This window comes from Trichocoleus sp. FACHB-46 (assembly GCF_014695385.1).
Classification (GTDB): domain Bacteria; phylum Cyanobacteriota; class Cyanobacteriia; order FACHB-46; family FACHB-46; genus Trichocoleus.
In genome coordinates, this window is record NZ_JACJOD010000074.1 from 1 (window position 1) to 16,435 (window position 16,435).

Annotated in this window: 19 protein-coding genes and 1 pseudogene; 12 read left to right on the forward strand and 8 right to left on the reverse strand. The window is 47.1% G+C overall.

Annotated features, from left to right (window positions below):
* Nucleotides 1-1,428, forward strand: a 1,428-nt coding sequence (locus H6F72_RS27215) for an ATP-binding protein (RefSeq protein ID WP_190442802.1), incomplete at its 5' end; no start/stop codon positions are given.
* A 422-nt stretch (nt 1,429-1,850) separates the two neighbouring features.
* Here the strand turns inward: H6F72_RS27215 and H6F72_RS27220 are convergent.
* Complete coding sequence (locus tag H6F72_RS27220) at nt 1,851-2,063, reverse strand: hypothetical protein (protein WP_190442803.1); 213 nt, start codon at nt 2,061-2,063, stop codon at nt 1,851-1,853.
* A gap of 332 nt (nt 2,064-2,395) precedes the next feature.
* Here H6F72_RS27220 and H6F72_RS27225 point away from each other — a divergent pair, with 332 nt between their 5' ends.
* Nucleotides 2,396-2,722, forward strand: coding sequence for an STAS domain-containing protein (locus H6F72_RS27225; protein WP_190442804.1), 327 nt, complete (start codon nt 2,396-2,398; stop codon nt 2,720-2,722).
* Here H6F72_RS27225 and H6F72_RS27230 read toward each other — a convergent pair.
* From H6F72_RS27230 to H6F72_RS27240, 3 genes are all read right to left on the reverse strand, one after another.
* Nucleotides 2,711-3,160 (reverse strand): response regulator, encoded by a 450-nt coding sequence (locus H6F72_RS27230; RefSeq protein ID WP_190442806.1) that lies wholly within the window; start codon nt 3,158-3,160, stop codon nt 2,711-2,713. The two genes, H6F72_RS27225 and H6F72_RS27230, sit on opposite strands and share 12 nt — an antisense overlap.
* A 280-nt stretch (nt 3,161-3,440) precedes the next feature.
* Nucleotides 3,441-5,639, reverse strand: coding sequence for an ATP-binding protein (locus tag H6F72_RS27235; protein WP_190442808.1), 2,199 nt, complete (start codon nt 5,637-5,639; stop codon nt 3,441-3,443).
* A 101-nt stretch (nt 5,640-5,740) separates the two neighbouring features.
* Nucleotides 5,741-6,211: a response regulator gene (locus H6F72_RS27240; RefSeq protein ID WP_190442811.1), complete on the reverse strand. Its 471-nt coding sequence runs from the start codon at nt 6,209-6,211 to the stop codon at nt 5,741-5,743.
* A gap of 398 nt (nt 6,212-6,609) precedes the next feature.
* On the opposite strand from H6F72_RS27240, the gene H6F72_RS27245 reads away from it, so the two are divergent.
* Nucleotides 6,610-7,008, forward strand: coding sequence for a PleD family two-component system response regulator (locus tag H6F72_RS27245; protein WP_190442813.1), 399 nt, complete (start codon nt 6,610-6,612; stop codon nt 7,006-7,008).
* A 28-nt stretch (nt 7,009-7,036) separates the two neighbouring features.
* Here the strand turns inward: H6F72_RS27245 and H6F72_RS27250 are convergent, their stop codons facing one another.
* On the reverse strand, nt 7,037-7,228 hold the full coding sequence (locus H6F72_RS27250; protein ID WP_190442815.1) for a hypothetical protein: 192 nt from the start codon (nt 7,226-7,228) through the stop codon (nt 7,037-7,039).
* A gap of 328 nt (nt 7,229-7,556) precedes the next feature.
* Here H6F72_RS27250 and H6F72_RS27255 point away from each other — a divergent pair, with 328 nt between their 5' ends.
* The 3 genes from H6F72_RS27255 to H6F72_RS27265 all read left to right on the forward strand — a co-directional run bounded on the left by H6F72_RS27255 (nt 7,557) and on the right by H6F72_RS27265 (nt 8,682).
* Nucleotides 7,557-7,895: a hypothetical protein gene (locus H6F72_RS27255; RefSeq protein WP_190442817.1), complete on the forward strand. Its 339-nt coding sequence runs from the start codon at nt 7,557-7,559 to the stop codon at nt 7,893-7,895.
* 86 nt (nt 7,896-7,981) lie between these two features.
* Nucleotides 7,982-8,242: a hypothetical protein gene (locus tag H6F72_RS27260; protein WP_190442819.1), complete on the forward strand. Its 261-nt coding sequence runs from the start codon at nt 7,982-7,984 to the stop codon at nt 8,240-8,242.
* 233 nt (nt 8,243-8,475) lie between these two features.
* Nucleotides 8,476-8,682 carry a hypothetical protein gene (locus tag H6F72_RS27265; protein ID WP_190442822.1) on the forward strand — a complete coding sequence of 69 codons (207 nt, stop codon included), beginning with the start codon at nt 8,476-8,478 and terminating at the stop codon, nt 8,680-8,682.
* Nucleotides 8,683-9,164: 482 nt separating this feature from the next.
* On the opposite strand, the gene H6F72_RS27270 is transcribed toward H6F72_RS27265, so the two are convergent.
* Nucleotides 9,165-9,575: a response regulator gene (locus H6F72_RS27270; protein ID WP_190442824.1), complete on the reverse strand. Its 411-nt coding sequence runs from the start codon at nt 9,573-9,575 to the stop codon at nt 9,165-9,167.
* 768 nt (nt 9,576-10,343) lie between these two features.
* Between H6F72_RS27270 and H6F72_RS27275 the strand changes: the two genes are divergently transcribed.
* Nucleotides 10,344-10,517 carry a hypothetical protein gene (locus H6F72_RS27275; RefSeq protein ID WP_190442827.1) on the forward strand — a complete coding sequence of 58 codons (174 nt, stop codon included), beginning with the start codon at nt 10,344-10,346 and terminating at the stop codon, nt 10,515-10,517.
* A 182-nt stretch (nt 10,518-10,699) separates the two neighbouring features.
* Nucleotides 10,700-10,924: a tyrosine-type recombinase/integrase gene (locus H6F72_RS27280; RefSeq protein WP_190442829.1), complete on the forward strand. Its 225-nt coding sequence runs from the start codon at nt 10,700-10,702 to the stop codon at nt 10,922-10,924.
* A 79-nt stretch (nt 10,925-11,003) separates the two neighbouring features.
* Here the strand turns inward: H6F72_RS27280 and H6F72_RS27285 are convergent, their stop codons facing one another.
* Entirely contained in the window at nt 11,004-11,234 is a 231-nt protein-coding gene (locus H6F72_RS27285; protein WP_190442832.1) for a hypothetical protein, read from the reverse strand.
* A gap of 282 nt (nt 11,235-11,516) precedes the next feature.
* Between H6F72_RS27285 and H6F72_RS27290 the strand changes: the two genes are divergently transcribed.
* Nucleotides 11,517-11,750 (forward strand): hypothetical protein, encoded by a 234-nt coding sequence (locus H6F72_RS27290; protein WP_190442835.1) that lies wholly within the window; start codon nt 11,517-11,519, stop codon nt 11,748-11,750.
* A 213-nt stretch (nt 11,751-11,963) separates the two neighbouring features.
* Here H6F72_RS27290 and H6F72_RS27295 read toward each other — a convergent pair whose 3' ends face one another.
* Nucleotides 11,964-12,149 carry a hypothetical protein gene (locus H6F72_RS27295; protein ID WP_190442837.1) on the reverse strand — a complete coding sequence of 62 codons (186 nt, stop codon included), beginning with the start codon at nt 12,147-12,149 and terminating at the stop codon, nt 11,964-11,966.
* A 370-nt stretch (nt 12,150-12,519) separates the two neighbouring features.
* On the opposite strand from H6F72_RS27295, the gene H6F72_RS27300 reads away from it, so the two are divergent.
* From H6F72_RS27300 to H6F72_RS27310, 3 genes and pseudogenes are all read left to right on the forward strand, one after another.
* Nucleotides 12,520-14,718 carry an ATP-binding protein gene (locus H6F72_RS27300; RefSeq protein WP_190442839.1) on the forward strand — a complete coding sequence of 733 codons (2,199 nt, stop codon included), beginning with the start codon at nt 12,520-12,522 and terminating at the stop codon, nt 14,716-14,718.
* A 322-nt stretch (nt 14,719-15,040) separates the two neighbouring features.
* Nucleotides 15,041-15,361: pseudogene (locus H6F72_RS27305) on the forward strand (transposase).
* Nucleotides 15,362-15,477: 116 nt separating this feature from the next.
* Entirely contained in the window at nt 15,478-15,726 is a 249-nt protein-coding gene (locus H6F72_RS27310; protein ID WP_190442840.1) for a hypothetical protein, read from the forward strand.
* Nucleotides 15,727-16,435: the final 709 nt, after the last annotated feature.

Consider the following 16,435-nt stretch of genomic DNA (forward strand, 5'->3'; position numbering starts at 1 on the left):
TTACAAGAACTTGCTGCCTCTGGGAGTTGCACCCCATTCGAGAAGGCATACATTCGTAAAGATGGCAGTCAGGTTCCCATTTTGCTGGGAGCTGCACGACTCGAAAGTGACGAGCTCGCTTGGGTCTGTTTTGTGCTTGACCTGAGCGAAAGCAAAAAAGTTGAAGCATTACTGCGGCAACAAACAGAGGAGTTATCCCGGGCCAATCGACTGAAAGATGAGTTTCTCGCTACTGTCTCCCATGAGTTGCGGACACCCCTGAATGCCATGTTGGGATGGTCAACCATGCTGCGTTCTAGACAACTCGATGAAGCCACGACAAATCGGGCGATAGAGACAATCGAACGAAACGCGAGGGCGCAGAATCAACTCATCAATGACCTATTGGATGTTTCTCGCATTATTACTGGCAAGCTGCGCTTAAATGTTCGTCCGGTAATCCTAGTTTCGGTGATTGAGGCCGCGATCGACTCCATCCGACCTGCCGCAGAAGCCAAAGATATTCGCTTGCAAAGTGTCTTAGACCCCAATGCTGGTCCTCTTTCGGGTGATTCCGATCGCCTGCAACAGGTGTTTTGGAATTTACTCTCCAATGCCGTGAAGTTCACCCCCAAAGGTGGTCGAGTGCAGATTCGTTTAGAGCGGATCAATTCTCATATCGAGGTGACTGTGAGTGATACTGGGCAAGGAATTAGCCCTGAGTTTCTACCTTATGTCTTTGAGCGCTTACAGCAAGCAGATAGTACTACTACTAGGGCACATGGAGGGTTGGGCCTTGGTTTAGCGATTGTCCGTCACTTAGTAGAACTGCATGGGGGAAGTGTTGATGCCACCAGCGCCGGTGAAGGCAAGGGAGCTACCTTCATGGTCAATCTACCCATTACCATCTTTCGTCCAGAACCAACAGACATGGAACGAGTACATCCTACTGTCAGTGATACAGCTCCTCTGCTGGACACACCGAGATTAGATGGCTTGAAAGTTTTGATTGTAGATGACGAAATCGATGCCCGCGAGTTGTTAGCCATGCTGCTAAGGCAAAGAGGAGCCGTGACCACGACCGTGGCCTCCGCTAGAGAGGCTTTAGCTATCATCATCCAGTCCGCTTTTGACCAAAAACCTGACGTATTGGTCAGTGATATTGGCATGCCTAGTGAGGATGGGTACACGCTGATTCGTCAAGTTCGCGCCTTAGCGCCAGAGCAAGGAGGTCGAATTCCGGCGATCGCCCTAACGGCTTATGCGCGTACAGAAGACCGCATCAAAGCCTTAGCTTCAGGCTTTCAGTCCCATGTCCCCAAGCCAGTGGAACCGGTTGAGTTTATTACAGTATTGGCAAGCTTAATCGATCGCTTCCAAAGCTCAAAGCAGCAATTGCCTGCTGAAGCGCCTGCAATGTCACCTCCACACTTGGACAACTTCTGCTAAAGCACTAAAGCTGAGCTTAATAGCCAACTATTTAATTCTTTCATAGTAGAATTAGCATTTGCCTGAGCTGTGCGTCGGGAAAACTTGATTACGCAACTCAGGGGAAAAGTTAGAGGGCCGATCGCTCTGGTGACGCAGAATTTAAACCAAGTTTTGAGATTCAGAAATTTTCTGATTTTGGGCTGAGTGCTTGCTGCTCAATTGATCTCTAATTTCAGGCTGATCCTTATACAAAAAGTCCCCAGATTCAACCTGAACCAGGGACTGTAGTTGTTGCTAGTTTAATTTCTAAAATTATATAGCTAGCGATCAGACTTATGAAGAGGGGTGAAGGGATTGACCGTACTGCTAATTAAGCCCCAGTAGAAGAGCGAGTCTATATTTCTCAATTCAGAGTGTTGGTGTCAAAGGTCATGACAAAGCTAATCGGCCTCTATCGGTAGCCATCCCTTGACGGAGTCTCCAGCTTTAGAGCAAGCACAAGGACGGAACAGAGTTTGAATCGAACCTCTCTTGAAGGCAATTACTGTAAAGCTGTTGACTCTTGTTAGGGAAATAACGTCATCAGCATCTTCTACAACTCGATAGAAATGACCTGTCTCAGAGAGCAAACATTCACCTACTAATACGGTCATCGTCAAACCATTGACTAAATTGGTTAAGTATAATTTTATACCTATCCAATCTTTCTTAGAATTTTGACAACAAAGTTCTTATCGCTACATATAACTCAAAGCCTCCTAGGCAAATGCGGCGATCGCCGCTCAGCAGGAGAGATGCCGCAAGAAGATGCCTGAATCCTAGACCTCTAACAGGGGCACTTGGAAGTTTAGTGACTAGAGAGCATTCCCAATCTTAGAAGGAGTTGGGAGGCGATCGCTTAGGTAAGGCCAGTGATGAGTACCCTGCATTCACTGGTGTTATTTCGGATATCACAAGTAAACCTCAACTAACAAGGCAGCTCCTGATGAAATCTAATCCCGTAGTCATTTCCTATCCTCCTTCATCGCTAGTCGGTACTGCGGCTAATCACCTTCACGAGGAAATTCAGGATGCCCTTAAGGTAGGAATTAAGACCTTTTTGATTAACTTCCAAGAGGTCAAGTTTATGGATAGTCATGGCTTGGGAATGTTGGTCATGATTCTCAAAGATATTCAGGCTGGTGAGGGACAGTTGTTTTTATGCTCTTTGGGTGATCAAGCCAAGATGCTTCTAGAGCTGACTAGCATGACTCAAGTTTTTTGTATCTTTGCGAATCAAGCTGAGTTCCAGGTAAAAGTGCTAGGAGACTAGTTGCACTTTGCTCTGAGCCTGACTGAGCTCTGCTACTAATCTCACTAGCTCTTCCAGATCAAAGGGTTTTGCCAAGTACTTTTGAAAACTTGCGACGGCCCCCTGGCTACTTCCGTTGTCTAGGGATGGGTTGCTGTAACCGCTGAGCGCGATCGCGGGGATGTCCTGGGTGGGTCCAAGCTGGAGAGTTCCAATTCGCTCTCGCAGATGCTGGAGCAGTAAATGACCATTCATGTCAGGTAAACAGATATCGCTAATCAAAATGTCGGGGATGAAACCTTCCACGGCCCTGAGCGCCTCCTCCGCAGAATGGACAGCAACCACCTCCGCTCCCGCATCTTCAAGAATCCAGGTGACAATTTTAGTGATATCGACCTGGTCGTCTACGAGAAGTAAGCGGACACCCTCAAGAGGTAAAGCTTGATTAGACAATTCCATATCTACAAGTATTACTAGCGAACAGAGCTACTCCCATCTCAGTGATAATCCAGAGAGGTAGAAGCATAATTAATTACTTTCAAACTACAGGGATCTTGTCGAGTTCTGGGTCTATCTTAAGTAAGACAAGTATAAAAATACAGTGCAATTAGAATTACAGAAGGTACTGCCAAAGCGATCGCTCAGTTATTGGACTGGGGAATTTGCCTCTCGGCTTCTAGCTTGAATGACGTCCCTACTACCGCACCTCATCTTGTGAGTAAGGGCATATCCATCTAGGTCAGCTCACAGCTTTTTGTCGGATAGGAATTTGAATGACAAACTTAGTCCCTTTTCCGGGTGTGGAGAAACATCTCAAATGACCCTGATGTTTCTCAGTGATAATTTGATAGCTAATCGACATCCCCATCCCTGTTCCTTTGCCCACGGGTTTCGTGGTGAAGAAGGGGTCGAAAATCCGTTGTTTGATCTGTTCTGGTATCCCAGGTCCGTTGTCTGAGATCGCCACTTGTACCCACTTGGCATCCATTAAAGCGGTCTCAATCCTAATCTGACTCGGATGAGCTTGCATCTCGGCATAGCTTCGGCCTGCATTTGCTTCTTCAAGGGCATCCAGCGCGTTGACGAGGATGTTCATAAAGACCTGATTGAGCTGCCCGGCATAGCACTCGACGAGCGGTAACTGGGCGTAGTCTTTGATCACCTCAATCTCAGGTCGCTCCGGTCGAGCTTTGAGCCGATGCTGCAAAATCATCAGCGTGCTATCCAAGCCCTCATCCAAGCTGACTGGCTTGATCTCGGCTTCATCCATGCGTGAGAAGTTCCGCAGCGATAGCACAATTTGCCGGATGCGATCGCTGCCGAGTTTCATGGACGTTAGCATCTTCGGCAGGTCCGCCTGCAAGAACTCTAGGTCAATCTCCTCCGCTGCGCTCTCGATGTCAGGTCCGGGGTCCGGATAGCGCTGTTGATAGAGCTGAATGAACTCTAGTAATCCCTGGGTATATTCCTGAGCATGAGTCAGGTTGCCATGAATAAAGTTGATGGGGTTGTTAATTTCATGGGCGACTCCGGCTACCAGTTGGCCCAGGCTGGACATTTTCTCACTCTGGATGACCTGAGCTTGACTACGCCTCAACTCTTCTAGGGTGGTTTTGAGTTCACCCGTGCGGGCTTCGACGCGAGATTCTAACTCTGTATTACTCTCTTCCAAAGCCGTAAACGACTCCTGCAATTGCCCCGCCATGTAGTTGAATGAGCTAGCCAAGCCATCGAGTTCTTGAATTCCACTCTCCTTCACAGTTTGGTCTAGCTGACCCGAAGCAATAGCTTTACTCGCCCGATTCAAGACCAGGATGGGCTGTGTGATCCAGCGAGAGGTGAACACGCTGAGCACAGAGGCAACTCCTAAGGCTGCGAAGCAGAGCCAGATGGTGCTCTGAGTGTTGGCGTCAATTTGGGCCATAAAATCACTCTTTGGCACGCTGACCACGACCAGCCAATCCAAGCCGTACTCATCGCGCCAAGGAGTGACTTGCACGTAGTAGAGCTCCCCTTGCAAAGAGAGCTGTAAGTTTTGGCTCGTGGCAATCTTTTGAAAACTGTCAAAGCGCTGCTGGAGTTGCTGGCTCACACCGCGAACCACCGGGTTAGGGCTGTCGATCGCCTTCAGTCGTTGAATTTCATCCTTTACGACCACAAAAGGTTTCTGGGTCCCGGAGTTGGCAATCAATAAACCATTTCGTTCCAAGACAAACACTTGGCCCCCACGACTCACTTGCAGATTACGCAGGAAATCACTGAGCTTCAACAAGTGAATATCGATTGCCACCACGCCTAGCAAACGATTGTTCGCGTCATAAAGTGGACGACCCGCTGAGGCCACCACATAGGGATGGTTCGGGTAATTGATGGTAAAGATTCTCGACCACACCGGCTTCTTGGCATTGACAGGCTCGGTATACCAGGTCTCCTTAAAGTTGTTCCAAGTAAAAGTGCTCACCACCTGGGTCCGGTTGCCTTGCTGGTCAGTCCCATAGCTCAAAGCGTTATTGGACCCATTAGAAGAACGCCATTCATCAATCACAACTGTTTTGCCATCGTACCTTCCGGCACCTCCCCCGGCCCCAGTAGCCAAGCCAAAACCGATGTAGCTTAGGTCATAGGCTTGCATTTGATGCCAGAAGTAGCGTTCCAGCATTTTAGGATCTCGCACATCTAAAAACCCCAGACGGATCGCATCGGCATTCATCTGCAAAAGTTTGTGTGGCACCGAGAGATACGAGTCGAGATGTTGATCGACTGCCTTGCTGGTCCGGTCCATCAACTGACTCGCCAGTGCGTTGATGGCCTTTTGCCCGTTGTAGAAGGACAAGTATCCCACGAGAGACACCGCCCCGAAGATTTGCACCACGAATGGAACAATCAGCAGCAGCTGCAACGAGATTGCCCGTTTCGGGTGGGTATCCTGTGTCTTCATGGGTGAAAGTACGAGAGCGAATGGGACTACTTACACAAATGTTCCCATTTATACTTTCACCATATCCAACTTATGCCACTTCCGAATTCTTAACTTGCAGCTCAGATATCGCAGCAGTAAACGTGTGCGTCTTGATCTACACCTCTGGTGAATTCAGCGATCGCGGCAAGTAGCTCATCAATATTGAAGGGTTTGGCCAAGAACTTTTGAAACCCGCCCGATAGCGCCCCTTGATTGTAAGCAGGTTCTGAAAAGGGTGTACTGTGTCCCGTCATCACGATCGCAGGAATTAGCTTAGATGAACTCGATGGAAGTTTTCTAATCATGTCGAGCAGATCATAACCGTTGCCATCGGGTAACTGGAGATCACTAATCAGAATATCTGGTTGAACCTCTTCCGCCATTTTGAGAGCTGCTTTCACTGTTGTTGCTGTAGCGACTGTAGCTCCCATGTGAGTTAAAAACAAATCGAATATCGCTAAGGTGTCTGGGTCATCTTCAACTAAGAGAATTGAAATGCCCCTCAGGCGTGACTTGATGTCTGGCTCTTCACTCATCCCATTTCGCTGCATCAGTTATCCCCCTCACAACACTGAGTTAAGGTCCGGCCTCTTGATACTTAACGGAAGGAATATTTACCGCATGAGCAATTACTTATAGTTTTCCCAAATAAAATAAAGCATTACCAAAAAGTAAGTAATATCAATTAAATTTACTTTTTGTATCGGATTACACCGCTCCAATTGCCCTAGCGTGTTTCTCTGGCTATTTTCTTAAGTGCTGATGGGCATAGAGCTAGCAATCACGCTGCATCATCTCCTAGCTTTTGCTTCTTAGGGGTGGAGCTGGAGGGGGCGATCGAGTCTAGGAATCTGATCACTGAGCTATGTAAACTATGCAACATGCAAAAGCTCAAAGGCTGTAACTTTGACCCAGGCTTTAGCTTTGCCCTTCACCCGTAAGCAGTGACATGCCAGATGCCCCGATTTCTGAACCGAGCCCAGAGATAAGAGTCTTGTTAGTTGAGGATGATGACTTTAATCGATTACTACTGAATGACTACCTCACTCATCAAGGCTATCAAGTGCTGGGTTTGGCAGAGGGCAGCAGCTTTTTCTCAACTCTGGCTCAGTTTCAGCCGCATGTGGTTTTACTAGACTTGAAGTTACCCGACATCAGTGGCTACCAACTACTAGAAGCACTGCGACAGAACATAGAGTTTCAGCATATCCCTGTCATTGTCTTTACAGCATTCGCCTTTCGAGCCGATCGCCAACGAGCCCTGCAATTGGGAGTGCAGGGTTATTTTGTCAAGCCGAGCCACCCAGAAGAGCTAGTCGTCGCAATTGAAATAGTTTGTGCTGGATAGTCCTTTCGCCATTAAGAGGGGCTCAGTTCTAGCCTTGGTCTCGTTTTTGCTTTTCGGCAGTAATGAAGTTATCAATGACTTGAGTTAGCTCTTGGATGCTTTGTCGGGTCGATTCGAGCTGTTGCTCTAGGTTGACGGCCAAAAGTGTGACCGTTTGGAGTCGGTTGAGTCCAACTTCAAGCACGTCTTTAACCTGGGCCTCAAACTCATCGAGGTTCATAAAGATATTTAATGAGGTGTTTTTTAGGTTGCCCCGCCTAGGTATATATTACTACGTACACTGAATAGCTTGGAATCACGATAGAAATCTTGGCCTTACAGCTTTTAGATTCCAGAAATGCGGATTTTACTAGTAGGTGACGGACAAGGGCGATCGCCTGGCTGAGTTGCAGAAGAGGCGATTCGGTTATACTCGCTTAGCTCGGCTCTTCTTCCATCATGGAGCGGAGCAGATTGATCAACTTTGCTGATGAGTATCTTAAGTGGCTTAATTGATACTGAAGTTTATTAACAAAGCCATAACGCCTAACGATTCCGGGGGGTTACTCATGAATGCGGTGGTCAATCTTGCCTTAAGTCAAGGCTATCTCCTCAAAACTGCCGCGATTCAGAATGAAACTGTTTATTGGGTTGAAAACCCTTATTTCACGAGCCTACCTTACCTCTGCCTAGAAGACTTGGCGTCATTTCTGCACACATTGCCCCTCTTGCCCCATCCTGAAGACACTCTGATTTGGCTTAATCTCGCCAAAGCTCTGTCACCTCAACTTGTTGCTGGCGATCGCGCTAGTGACGCAAAACCTAAGCCCAGCTTTGATGTTCTAAAAACTTTGGATTTTGAGCAGAGCAATAATAGGGCCAGTAAAATGCAATCACTTATTCCATAAACGATCTCATCAATATCTATCCTAGGGGTGTGGTGGCATCTTTAGAGGTAAGGAGAAGCTAATCAAATAAAATCGTTCTATTCTCTATGTTGAGCGACACTAGCGCCGCAAAATCATCGCATGCACAGCAAAAAGTGTTCCTAGCTCAGTTTATTAAGGGCGGTGTGGAATACTCACTCGCTTTACAAGCCGCCGAGATTTTGGCAGCAGAAAAACCAGAAGAACTTTTAACGGATACAGAAAAAGGGCTGGTGAATGAGGCTTGCCGACTCTGGTTAGGCCATCGTAATGGGATGAACAAAATTAAGCATGCAATTGCCTGCATCTCCACAAATCTAGGTTTTTAGACCCTGTATCCAGCATTTCGATTAGCTACATTTGCTTGAGCCATGCGAGCGGGAAAGCTTGATTGCGCAACTCAGGGGAAAAGCTAGAGGGGCGATCGCGTTCCTACGATCTCAGCCCACATTAATCACTCATGTGGCTAGGGCTACGAAAGATTATTACTTCTGCTGGTAGTTTTCACTGGTACCGCTCGGCGTGGAGAATACAGCAATTCCCTGCAAGCCTGCCTACTTCCATGAGTACTAAGACGACACAAGTGGTTCTTTACTCCATCTATGTCGAGCAAAGTGCCGTTGTGCTCTACCTCGACAATGGGTCAGATTACAGACCAGGCCGTTTTGTCTCTAGCCAAGCGGACTATCCAGTGGCTTACGAATTTGCCTTGGAACTAGCCCAGCAGAAGGGGCTTAAGTTGATCAACTACGTAGAAGAATTTAGCTGACACTTCGGACTTAAGTATCTCAATACCAAAAGAAGCAGCCTCAATCTAGTGATCGAGGCTGCTTCTGAAATATTAAATGCCAGCCAACGGTTTTAATATGCGCTTTGGGTACTAAATGCTAGCTGACGGCTTTTATACCTCTTATCTTCTCAAAGGATAGCCTTGGTGCCTATGGGGGAATGTACCCGCTTATTTGTCGCCTCAGTCATTCATTAACGGCGCAGTGACAGGGTAATACTGGTTTAACCAAAGGTTTATTAGGTGTAGTGTGATACAAAACAAAGTAAAATCAAGTTCCAAAAGGTAAGCGATCGCTCCTCGAGGTAGAAGAGGGAGCGGTCGTTTTTTTAGTGGCACCCGACCCGCACGGGTTCGACAGAGACGAGGTGAGAGCTGATTCGTGAAGTGAAAGTTGCGATCACCAGTTCTAATAACCTCATAATCCAGCAGTACCATCATTCTGCTGTTTAGACCGGGTGTGGTTAGCATCCTGGCGAAGTCTTGATGAGTTTTGCACACACCGCAACCAACTCAGGAAGATCAACTGGCTTGGTAAGAAAATACCGAAAACCTGCTGTGAGCGCCTTCTGCTTCGTTCTTGGGTCTCCAAGCGCGGTTAGGGCTAATGCAGGTACTTGGCCTCCTTGCTCTGGAGTTAAGCCTCTAATGCAGCGTATAAGGTCATGTCCATCCATTCCAGGCATGGAAATGTCACTGACCACTAAATCAGGCTGCCTTTCCTGGAGAAGTCTCAAGGCTTCCAGAGCTGAGGTTGTTGCTATCACTTCTGCACCGTAAAAACTCAAGACAACGTCCATAATCTCTAAGGCAGGCTTCTCATCATCTACTACCAGAATTTTGAAGCCCTGAAACTTTAGGTTGTCAGCAGCCAAAATATTGCCTCCAGTTCTAAAGCAACGTCATCTCGATAACAACTTGCTACCAAATCGGACACATTTTTTCTTGCTAAAAAAAGCGGGGTAGCGTCAAAGAAAATGATAGAGGCACTAAGGTCATGATGTAGCTCTAAGCACATTAACTTAACTAAACGTGTAGCTTCCAGGTTTGAGTTCGTGTAGCCGTGGGTACAACGTTCAAAGCCCGAAATAAGTCCCTACACCGTCTTTGCCCCTGACGTAGCAAGAACTAATGCAGCCACATGCAGAGTTCTTAAGCTAACCCAGACCTTACACTCATGCCTCACGCAAGTGATGCGAACATGAGCCCCATGCTCTTCCAGGGCAATCCCCAAGGCAAAAGCTTTTTGCCTATCTTCAGCCTTATGTGTACTCAAAAGGCGATAGATTTCCATATCAGAGCACATGCCTTCGCAAACTTCGTCCTGATACCAGAACTTAAAAGGTTGAACGAGGTCATGTGATAGCACTAGGGGATACATGCAATGCCTAAACGCGATAACTCTACTCTTTATTAAGTTTTGGCAGTACTGCGTAGTAAATAACACATTTATCTAAAAATTTAGTTTTGAGAGGGGAAAAGCGATAATGATGCAATAGTCGATTTGGTAAAATACATAACAGTTCTTGATACATACCTAGGACGCTAGCTATCGAGATAGAAGTGTTTAAATCGGCAAACCAGTAGTCATCAAATTATTAGTTTTTTCTAACAGAATTCCCGCCAGTTTATAACAGAGATTTTTGTATCGACTGCTGTCGGGCAACTTGTTGGGTAACTGTCGTTTTTTGTCGGGTGTCGTGTTTGTCGTGTTGGGCGTCGTGTCCCTTGTCGGGTATGACCCGACAGCACTTTTTAGCCTTTCCTGTCGGGCTGTCGGGTTGTGTCGGGTGCCCGACAGAGCCAGGCTATTCTAAGTAGAAAATATTGCCTTCGCACCTCAAAATATTTAGCGTGGCAAGTTCATCCATGTAGATACGAATTTCGTCAGTGGAGACACTCTTTAGGGCAGATAAAGAAGCTCTAGAAATGTCTCGCGGCTTCAGTCCTTCGCTTCTCTTTTGGAAGTAATCCACAATCGCTTTTTTGATAGGCCTTGATGGCTGAGTCCGTCATCAACGAACACGCTCGCGACCGCTTGGACCCGATAGAAGTTAGAACCCACAGTTTTAGACGTACGGCTTTGACCCAGATGAGTAGTGCAGGGGTGCCACTGCGAGTAATTCAGGAGATATCCGAGCCCCATAGCTTACAGGCACCTCAACGGTATCTTGAGATTTCAGGGTTGCGACTGGAGGGGGCGGTGGCGGTTTTGAGCTTCTGATTCATTCGTGTGATCGTCTTGTGAGGTAAGAGTCACTACAAAAGCCTAAAACTTTTGTGTTTTAACCAGAGGGGATCACCTACAAATGCTTAGGCACACTCAGCCGTTGAATTAGTTCATCTAGGGTGCTGCAATAATTCATCCGCAATATATCGTCTAGTTCTTCAGGGGTTAACTCTCTTTCGAGTTTTAACCGCATCCAGGCAGCTAACTCCGGCGACCATTCCCAACTACCTTCATGGTGAGGGCTCAGTTGCCAAGTAGCCTCTAAGGGTGTTTCAACCCAATCACTAGAATCTGGATTATTCATCTGGGTCTTTCGTCGAGTGTGCACAGATTAAGGGTTAGTTGTAGAGTGTCTAGACCTAACCTTTGATATTTACCCTTCCAAGAGAATTTTAGAGTGGGATTAAGCTTTGTACGCTACGGAAGTTAAAGTTTCAGTTAAGTGTAACTTTAATCACACAGTATACTTGAAACTTAACAAAGAATGGGATTGTGACATCAAAGGCTTTACATGTACCCCTTAGCGCTATCTCATGACCTCGTTCAGCCCTTCAAATTTTGGTACCAGAACGAACTTCATGAGGGAATGTATTCTGACAGGGAAATCTATCGCCTCTGCACGACCTGCAAGGCTGAAGATAGGCAAAAAGCTTTTGCCTTGGCGCTTTCTTTAACGGAGCATGGCGCTCAAGCTTGCATTACTTGTAAGAGAACTGAGTACAAAGTGTGGGTCAGCTTAAGAACTCAGCATCTAGCTGCCTCTGTTCCTTCTCCAAAAGCGATCGCTTCTGGGATTCACGGCATTGCATTGGCTGGTTGACTAGACTGAGTACGGGTCTAGGGGGCAGGAAGGCGTGAAAGTTTGAGCTTCAGACAAAAGGCTGAAGCATTTACGACACTTCTAGTTAGGGGCGATCGCAGCTTTGACCTTAATACAGTAGCTAAGAAAAAGCGATCGCTGGAACTTGTCTGTCCTTGTTCTGACGGGACGCTTGCATCTTGCACTATTGATTGTTTCCCTCTTAAAGAGGATTTAACTGAGCTCAGGTTTCAGCCATAACAGGGCATCCACTGAAACTATCTGTCGCTGACAATCTACGTCTGTCACCGCCCACTGAAACGGCTCTCCTCGCTTTTGCAATTCAGCCTGAATCACTGCTTCCAACGCTAAAGCCGAATCTTGTAAAGCCACTTCTATTGTAATTAAGCAGGTTGACATAGCTTGCCATTCTAGCGCTTACCCGCTGCTACATTGTATGGGTAGCCCTCTGACTCCAAAAGCAACTAATCGCTACGACAGAATAACAACTTCAAAGCATAGCTTTTGAGTTATCTAAGCCAGATTCAGTCCATTTGAAATAGGTGCTCATAAATCTCACTGCCCTTAACTGCAACTTCACTTCTGGCAGGAACTTAAGGCAAATGGCCCTCTTTTACACGAATCGTTGCCATACCCCTAAAGCGCAGAACTCGAATTTTTCTGGAGCAACTTGCTCTACTGAGTATCAAGAGTACATCGGGTTTCTAATGATCAGGATGCAGTTGTGGGCAGTCTATGAAGAGATGAATCTAAGATTTCCCTTCTTATAATGAAGCTCCGACAGTTCCTTAGAAATCAGGCGTTTCCACTACAGATCGTTCTGGTGGTGCCCTTTGTACTTCAGATTTTTGGAGCTGTGGGTCTCGTTGGTTATTTGTCTTTCACAAATGGCCAGAGAGCGGTCAATGAAATCGCAGAAAAGCTGGTCGATCGCACCAGTGATGTGATCAATGAACACTTGAATTCCTATCTCTCTGTCCCTCAAAAGTTGAGCCAGATTAATGCCTCTGCGATTCGCCAAGGATTGCTGAATGTGCGTGATGGCGAAGCAACTGGTAAATACTTTTGGGAGCAAATGCAAGCGTATGACCTAACTTTTATTGGAATTGGCTTAGTCACAGGAGAGGGGTTTGGAGCAATTCGTTACGACGGTAAAACTGTCACCATTGACGATTGGAAGTCTCAATTGCCCAATAGTGCACGCACTTATGCAACCAATGACCAAGGCGATCGCTTGAGTGTTATCGGAAGGTACAGCTACAATCACTTTACCGAAAGTTGGTATGCCGCTCCCCTGAAAGCCGGTAAGCCCACTTGGGCAAAAGTTTATGTCTGGAATTCTCCCTACGGTCCCTACTTGGCAGCCTCAGCCGGTCGCCCCATTTATAATTCGCAAAATCAACTACTGGGCGTGATTGATGCCGATATTCATCTGCTGAAACTGAGTGACTTTCTGCGCAGTTTAGATATCAGCAAGTCTGGGCAAGTGTTTATTGTGGAGCGAGATGGCAACTTAATTGCTAATGCTGGCACAGAAAAGCCATTTAGAAACAGCAACAACGAAGTTCAGCGATTGCAGGCGATCAATAGCCCGAACTCTACGATTCAAACCATTGCCAAGTCCATTCAATCATTCAACGGGTTTCAATCAATCACTCAAGATACGGATTTTCAAGTTGAAGTGCAAGGAGAACGATATTTTGTCAATGTTAGACCTTGGCAAGACCAGTATGGTTTAGATTGGCTAGTGGTAACAGGGGTGCCAGAAAATACATTCATGGCACAAATCAATGCCAATACCCGCACCACGCTCGTGCTTTGTTTTGGTGCCTTGGTGGTGGCCATAGCCTTAGGCTTGTTTACCTCTCGTTGGCTGGTTCGTCCGATTCTCCGTTTGAATCAAGCCAGCGAAGCCATGGCCTCTGGCAATCTAGACCAAACGGTGCCAGCCAGCAATATTCAGGAATTTAATATGCTGTCCCACTCCTTCAACCACATGGCAGGACGGCTAAGGGAGTTGTTCACGGCTTTAGAGCACAGCAAGGAAGTCTTAGAAGAGCGAGTTGAAGAACGCACGGGTGAACTCAAAAACACGTTGTCAGAGTTACAACGGACTCAGGCTCAAGTGGTGCAAAGCGAAAAAATGTCGAGCTTGGGGCAGCTGGTAGCTGGAGTGGCGCATGAAATCAACAATCCGGTCAACTTCATCCACGGCAATCTGACTTATGTAGAGGAGTACACAGAAGATTTACTAGAATTTGTGCACCTGTATCAGCAGCACTATCCTCATCCCGCCCCTGAGATTCAAACAGCGGCGGAAGAGATGGACTTGGAATTTTTGCAAGCAGACCTGCCCAAGATGCTGGCTTCGATGCAGCTAGGAACCGATCGCATTCGGCAGATTATTCTGTCCTTACGCAACTTCTCACGGATGGATGAAGCTGAATTTAAGGCTGTGGATATTCACGAAGGCATCGACAGCACGCTGCTGATTCTGCAACATCGTCTCAAAGCCAGATCCGAGCGGCCAGAAATCGAGATTATTAAAGACTACGCGACGTTACCCCTAATTGAATGCTACGCCGGGCAGCTCAACCAAGTGTTTATGAACATCTTGGTTAATTCTATTGATGCGATCGAAGAGAACAATGCCAAGCACACGTATCAAGAACTGAAAGACCATCCCAGTCGCATCACCATCCGCACATTAATGGTTGATGCAGCTTGGATAGAAGTGGCGATCGCGGACAATGGGATTGGCATTCCTCAGGCGGTGCAACGACGCATCTTTGACCCCTTCTTCACGACGAAAGCGCTGGGCAAGGGTACTGGCATGGGGATGTCTATTAGCTATCAGATCATCACGGAGAAACATAACGGCAAACTGGAGTGCTCTTCAACTCCTGGAGAAGGAACTGAGTTCAGGATTCGGATTCCTTTGCAGCAACCAGTCCCTTCAGCAATTTAGAGGTAAAGGTGACGCTGACAGAACCAGGGAATTAAGCAAAACTTATCGGTTAACGACAGAATCAGGGTTTCAGCCCCTCTGAGTGGGAAGCGATCGATAAGCTGGGATTAACTGCTCTTTCCCCTTTAGATGTAACAACGGCGTATCAATGCTTTGACCGTTTTACCTGAAGAAAGTTTAATTAATTCAGGTAATTGTTGAGGCGGCTGAAGTGAAAGTAGATGGCCACGGTCAAGCTAAGGTTTTAACTTCCCACGAGATTGCAAAATTGTTTGAATCTCTACGGGTGAATTCCCCGCCCCTCGGGGCGTAAAATGCCAGGATGAGTGAGTACATTCACAAGAGCCCTAACGTTACTGTTTTGCTATATCACTTGGTGTTTCCCACAAAGTATCGACGCGCTGTGTTTGACGTACAGTGTGACGAAGTTGGTGACGATGCTCAAGAGCTTAACAGCGCGAGAGGTATTCAAACGATGCCCAGGGGTGAAAAAGTAGCTGTGGGGAGGGGAGTTTTGGAGCGACGGCTACTTTGCCAGTACGGTAGGCAAGCATAGGGATGAAGGCATGATTGCGAGGTATGTCAAAGAGCAAGGCAAGGAGTATTTGAACTACACCGAGCTGAGCAATTAGCCCTCTTTTGATGCTGATACCCCGCTGCTTGCGGCGGGGTAGTTCATTCTTCACAAAATTTACTTTGCAGACACACCCTATGGGTAAAGCCACACAAAACAGTTCAACTCTTTAAAGGTAAGACATCATGAATACCCACCAAGAAGGGCTAAAAGTAACCCTGGTTCCCCACGAGAATCAAACAGGCGCTCAGATTAAAAATACAAGCACTGATGAGGTTGTTGGAGAGTTTACCAACTCTGATGAATACCAACTAAATTTTCAAGCCGCAGAAGCATGGCTGGCTGAGCATGGGTTTGTTCATGCGGGTGGCAGCGATTATATGAAGTATGAGCCATTGATGACTGGTGACACTTCTGGTAGCCATTATGAGTAGGAGGGTTAAGGATTTGCAGCGCTAAAGCAAGGAAGCTATCGTCAAAGAAGGTTGGGGGTACAAAGCATAGCTTTACCTGCAAGGAACATAGGAGGGACACCAACCTAAGGGGAAGGCGTACAACGTTCCCGTTCACCCGCCGCTAACAACCTTTCGGACTCAACTAACTGCCTTTATGCGGTCGGCGTGCAACGGGATTGTGTACGCCCAGCATGGGCGTGAACTAATGGGGTGAAAGTCCCCTGGAGGAGAACCAATGTCCAAATGCTCGAAAGTCTTGGAGCCGAGTGACGACAACTCCTAGCTTAAGGCAAGGGTGCTCTCGTGAGTGAGGATCTGGAAGCCAGCGGCAAACCGACGAGCCGACGAACAGAAACGTCATAGAAGGCTGAGACCCCTGGGTGAGTTGGCACAACACAACGAAACCAAGGTTCAAGGGGCACAGTAAATGACGCGGTTGCCGCGGGACAATTCACGCTCTTATCTGGGGAGGTCTGTCTAACGGCACTTTGAGAGGCTAAGGGAGTCGGATTGAGGGCTATCTGGAAACGGATAGAGCACCCACCGTTACAATTTCACTCATCTTTTGGATCGTTATACCAATTCTCTAAATTCTGGCGACAGATAGAGCATCCCAGATAGACTGCCGTCCCGTAATCGATGCCACGACTTCATCCGTCAGTGCCTCCAAGCGCACTTTTAACTGCTG

Coding starts and splice junctions, on each gene's coding strand:
- H6F72_RS27220 (WP_190442803.1), bottom strand. CDS start 2,063: ATGACCGTATTAGTAGGTGAATGTTTGCTCTCTGAGACAGGTCATTTC.
- H6F72_RS27225 (WP_190442804.1), top strand. CDS start 2,396: ATGAAATCTAATCCCGTAGTCATTTCCTATCCTCCTTCATCGCTAGTC.
- H6F72_RS27230 (WP_190442806.1), bottom strand. CDS start 3,160: ATGGAATTGTCTAATCAAGCTTTACCTCTTGAGGGTGTCCGCTTACTT.
- H6F72_RS27235 (WP_190442808.1), bottom strand. CDS start 5,639: ATGAAGACACAGGATACCCACCCGAAACGGGCAATCTCGTTGCAGCTG.
- H6F72_RS27240 (WP_190442811.1), bottom strand. CDS start 6,211: ATGCAGCGAAATGGGATGAGTGAAGAGCCAGACATCAAGTCACGCCTG.
- H6F72_RS27245 (WP_190442813.1), top strand. CDS start 6,610: ATGCCAGATGCCCCGATTTCTGAACCGAGCCCAGAGATAAGAGTCTTG.
- H6F72_RS27250 (WP_190442815.1), bottom strand. CDS start 7,228: ATGAACCTCGATGAGTTTGAGGCCCAGGTTAAAGACGTGCTTGAAGTT.
- H6F72_RS27255 (WP_190442817.1), top strand. CDS start 7,557: ATGAATGCGGTGGTCAATCTTGCCTTAAGTCAAGGCTATCTCCTCAAA.
- H6F72_RS27260 (WP_190442819.1), top strand. CDS start 7,982: ATGTTGAGCGACACTAGCGCCGCAAAATCATCGCATGCACAGCAAAAA.
- H6F72_RS27265 (WP_190442822.1), top strand. CDS start 8,476: ATGAGTACTAAGACGACACAAGTGGTTCTTTACTCCATCTATGTCGAG.
- H6F72_RS27280 (WP_190442829.1), top strand. CDS start 10,700: ATGGCTGAGTCCGTCATCAACGAACACGCTCGCGACCGCTTGGACCCG.
- H6F72_RS27285 (WP_190442832.1), bottom strand. CDS start 11,234: ATGAATAATCCAGATTCTAGTGATTGGGTTGAAACACCCTTAGAGGCT.
- H6F72_RS27290 (WP_190442835.1), top strand. CDS start 11,517: ATGTATTCTGACAGGGAAATCTATCGCCTCTGCACGACCTGCAAGGCT.
- H6F72_RS27295 (WP_190442837.1), bottom strand. CDS start 12,149: ATGTCAACCTGCTTAATTACAATAGAAGTGGCTTTACAAGATTCGGCT.
- H6F72_RS27300 (WP_190442839.1), top strand. CDS start 12,520: ATGAAGCTCCGACAGTTCCTTAGAAATCAGGCGTTTCCACTACAGATC.
- H6F72_RS27310 (WP_190442840.1), top strand. CDS start 15,478: ATGAATACCCACCAAGAAGGGCTAAAAGTAACCCTGGTTCCCCACGAG.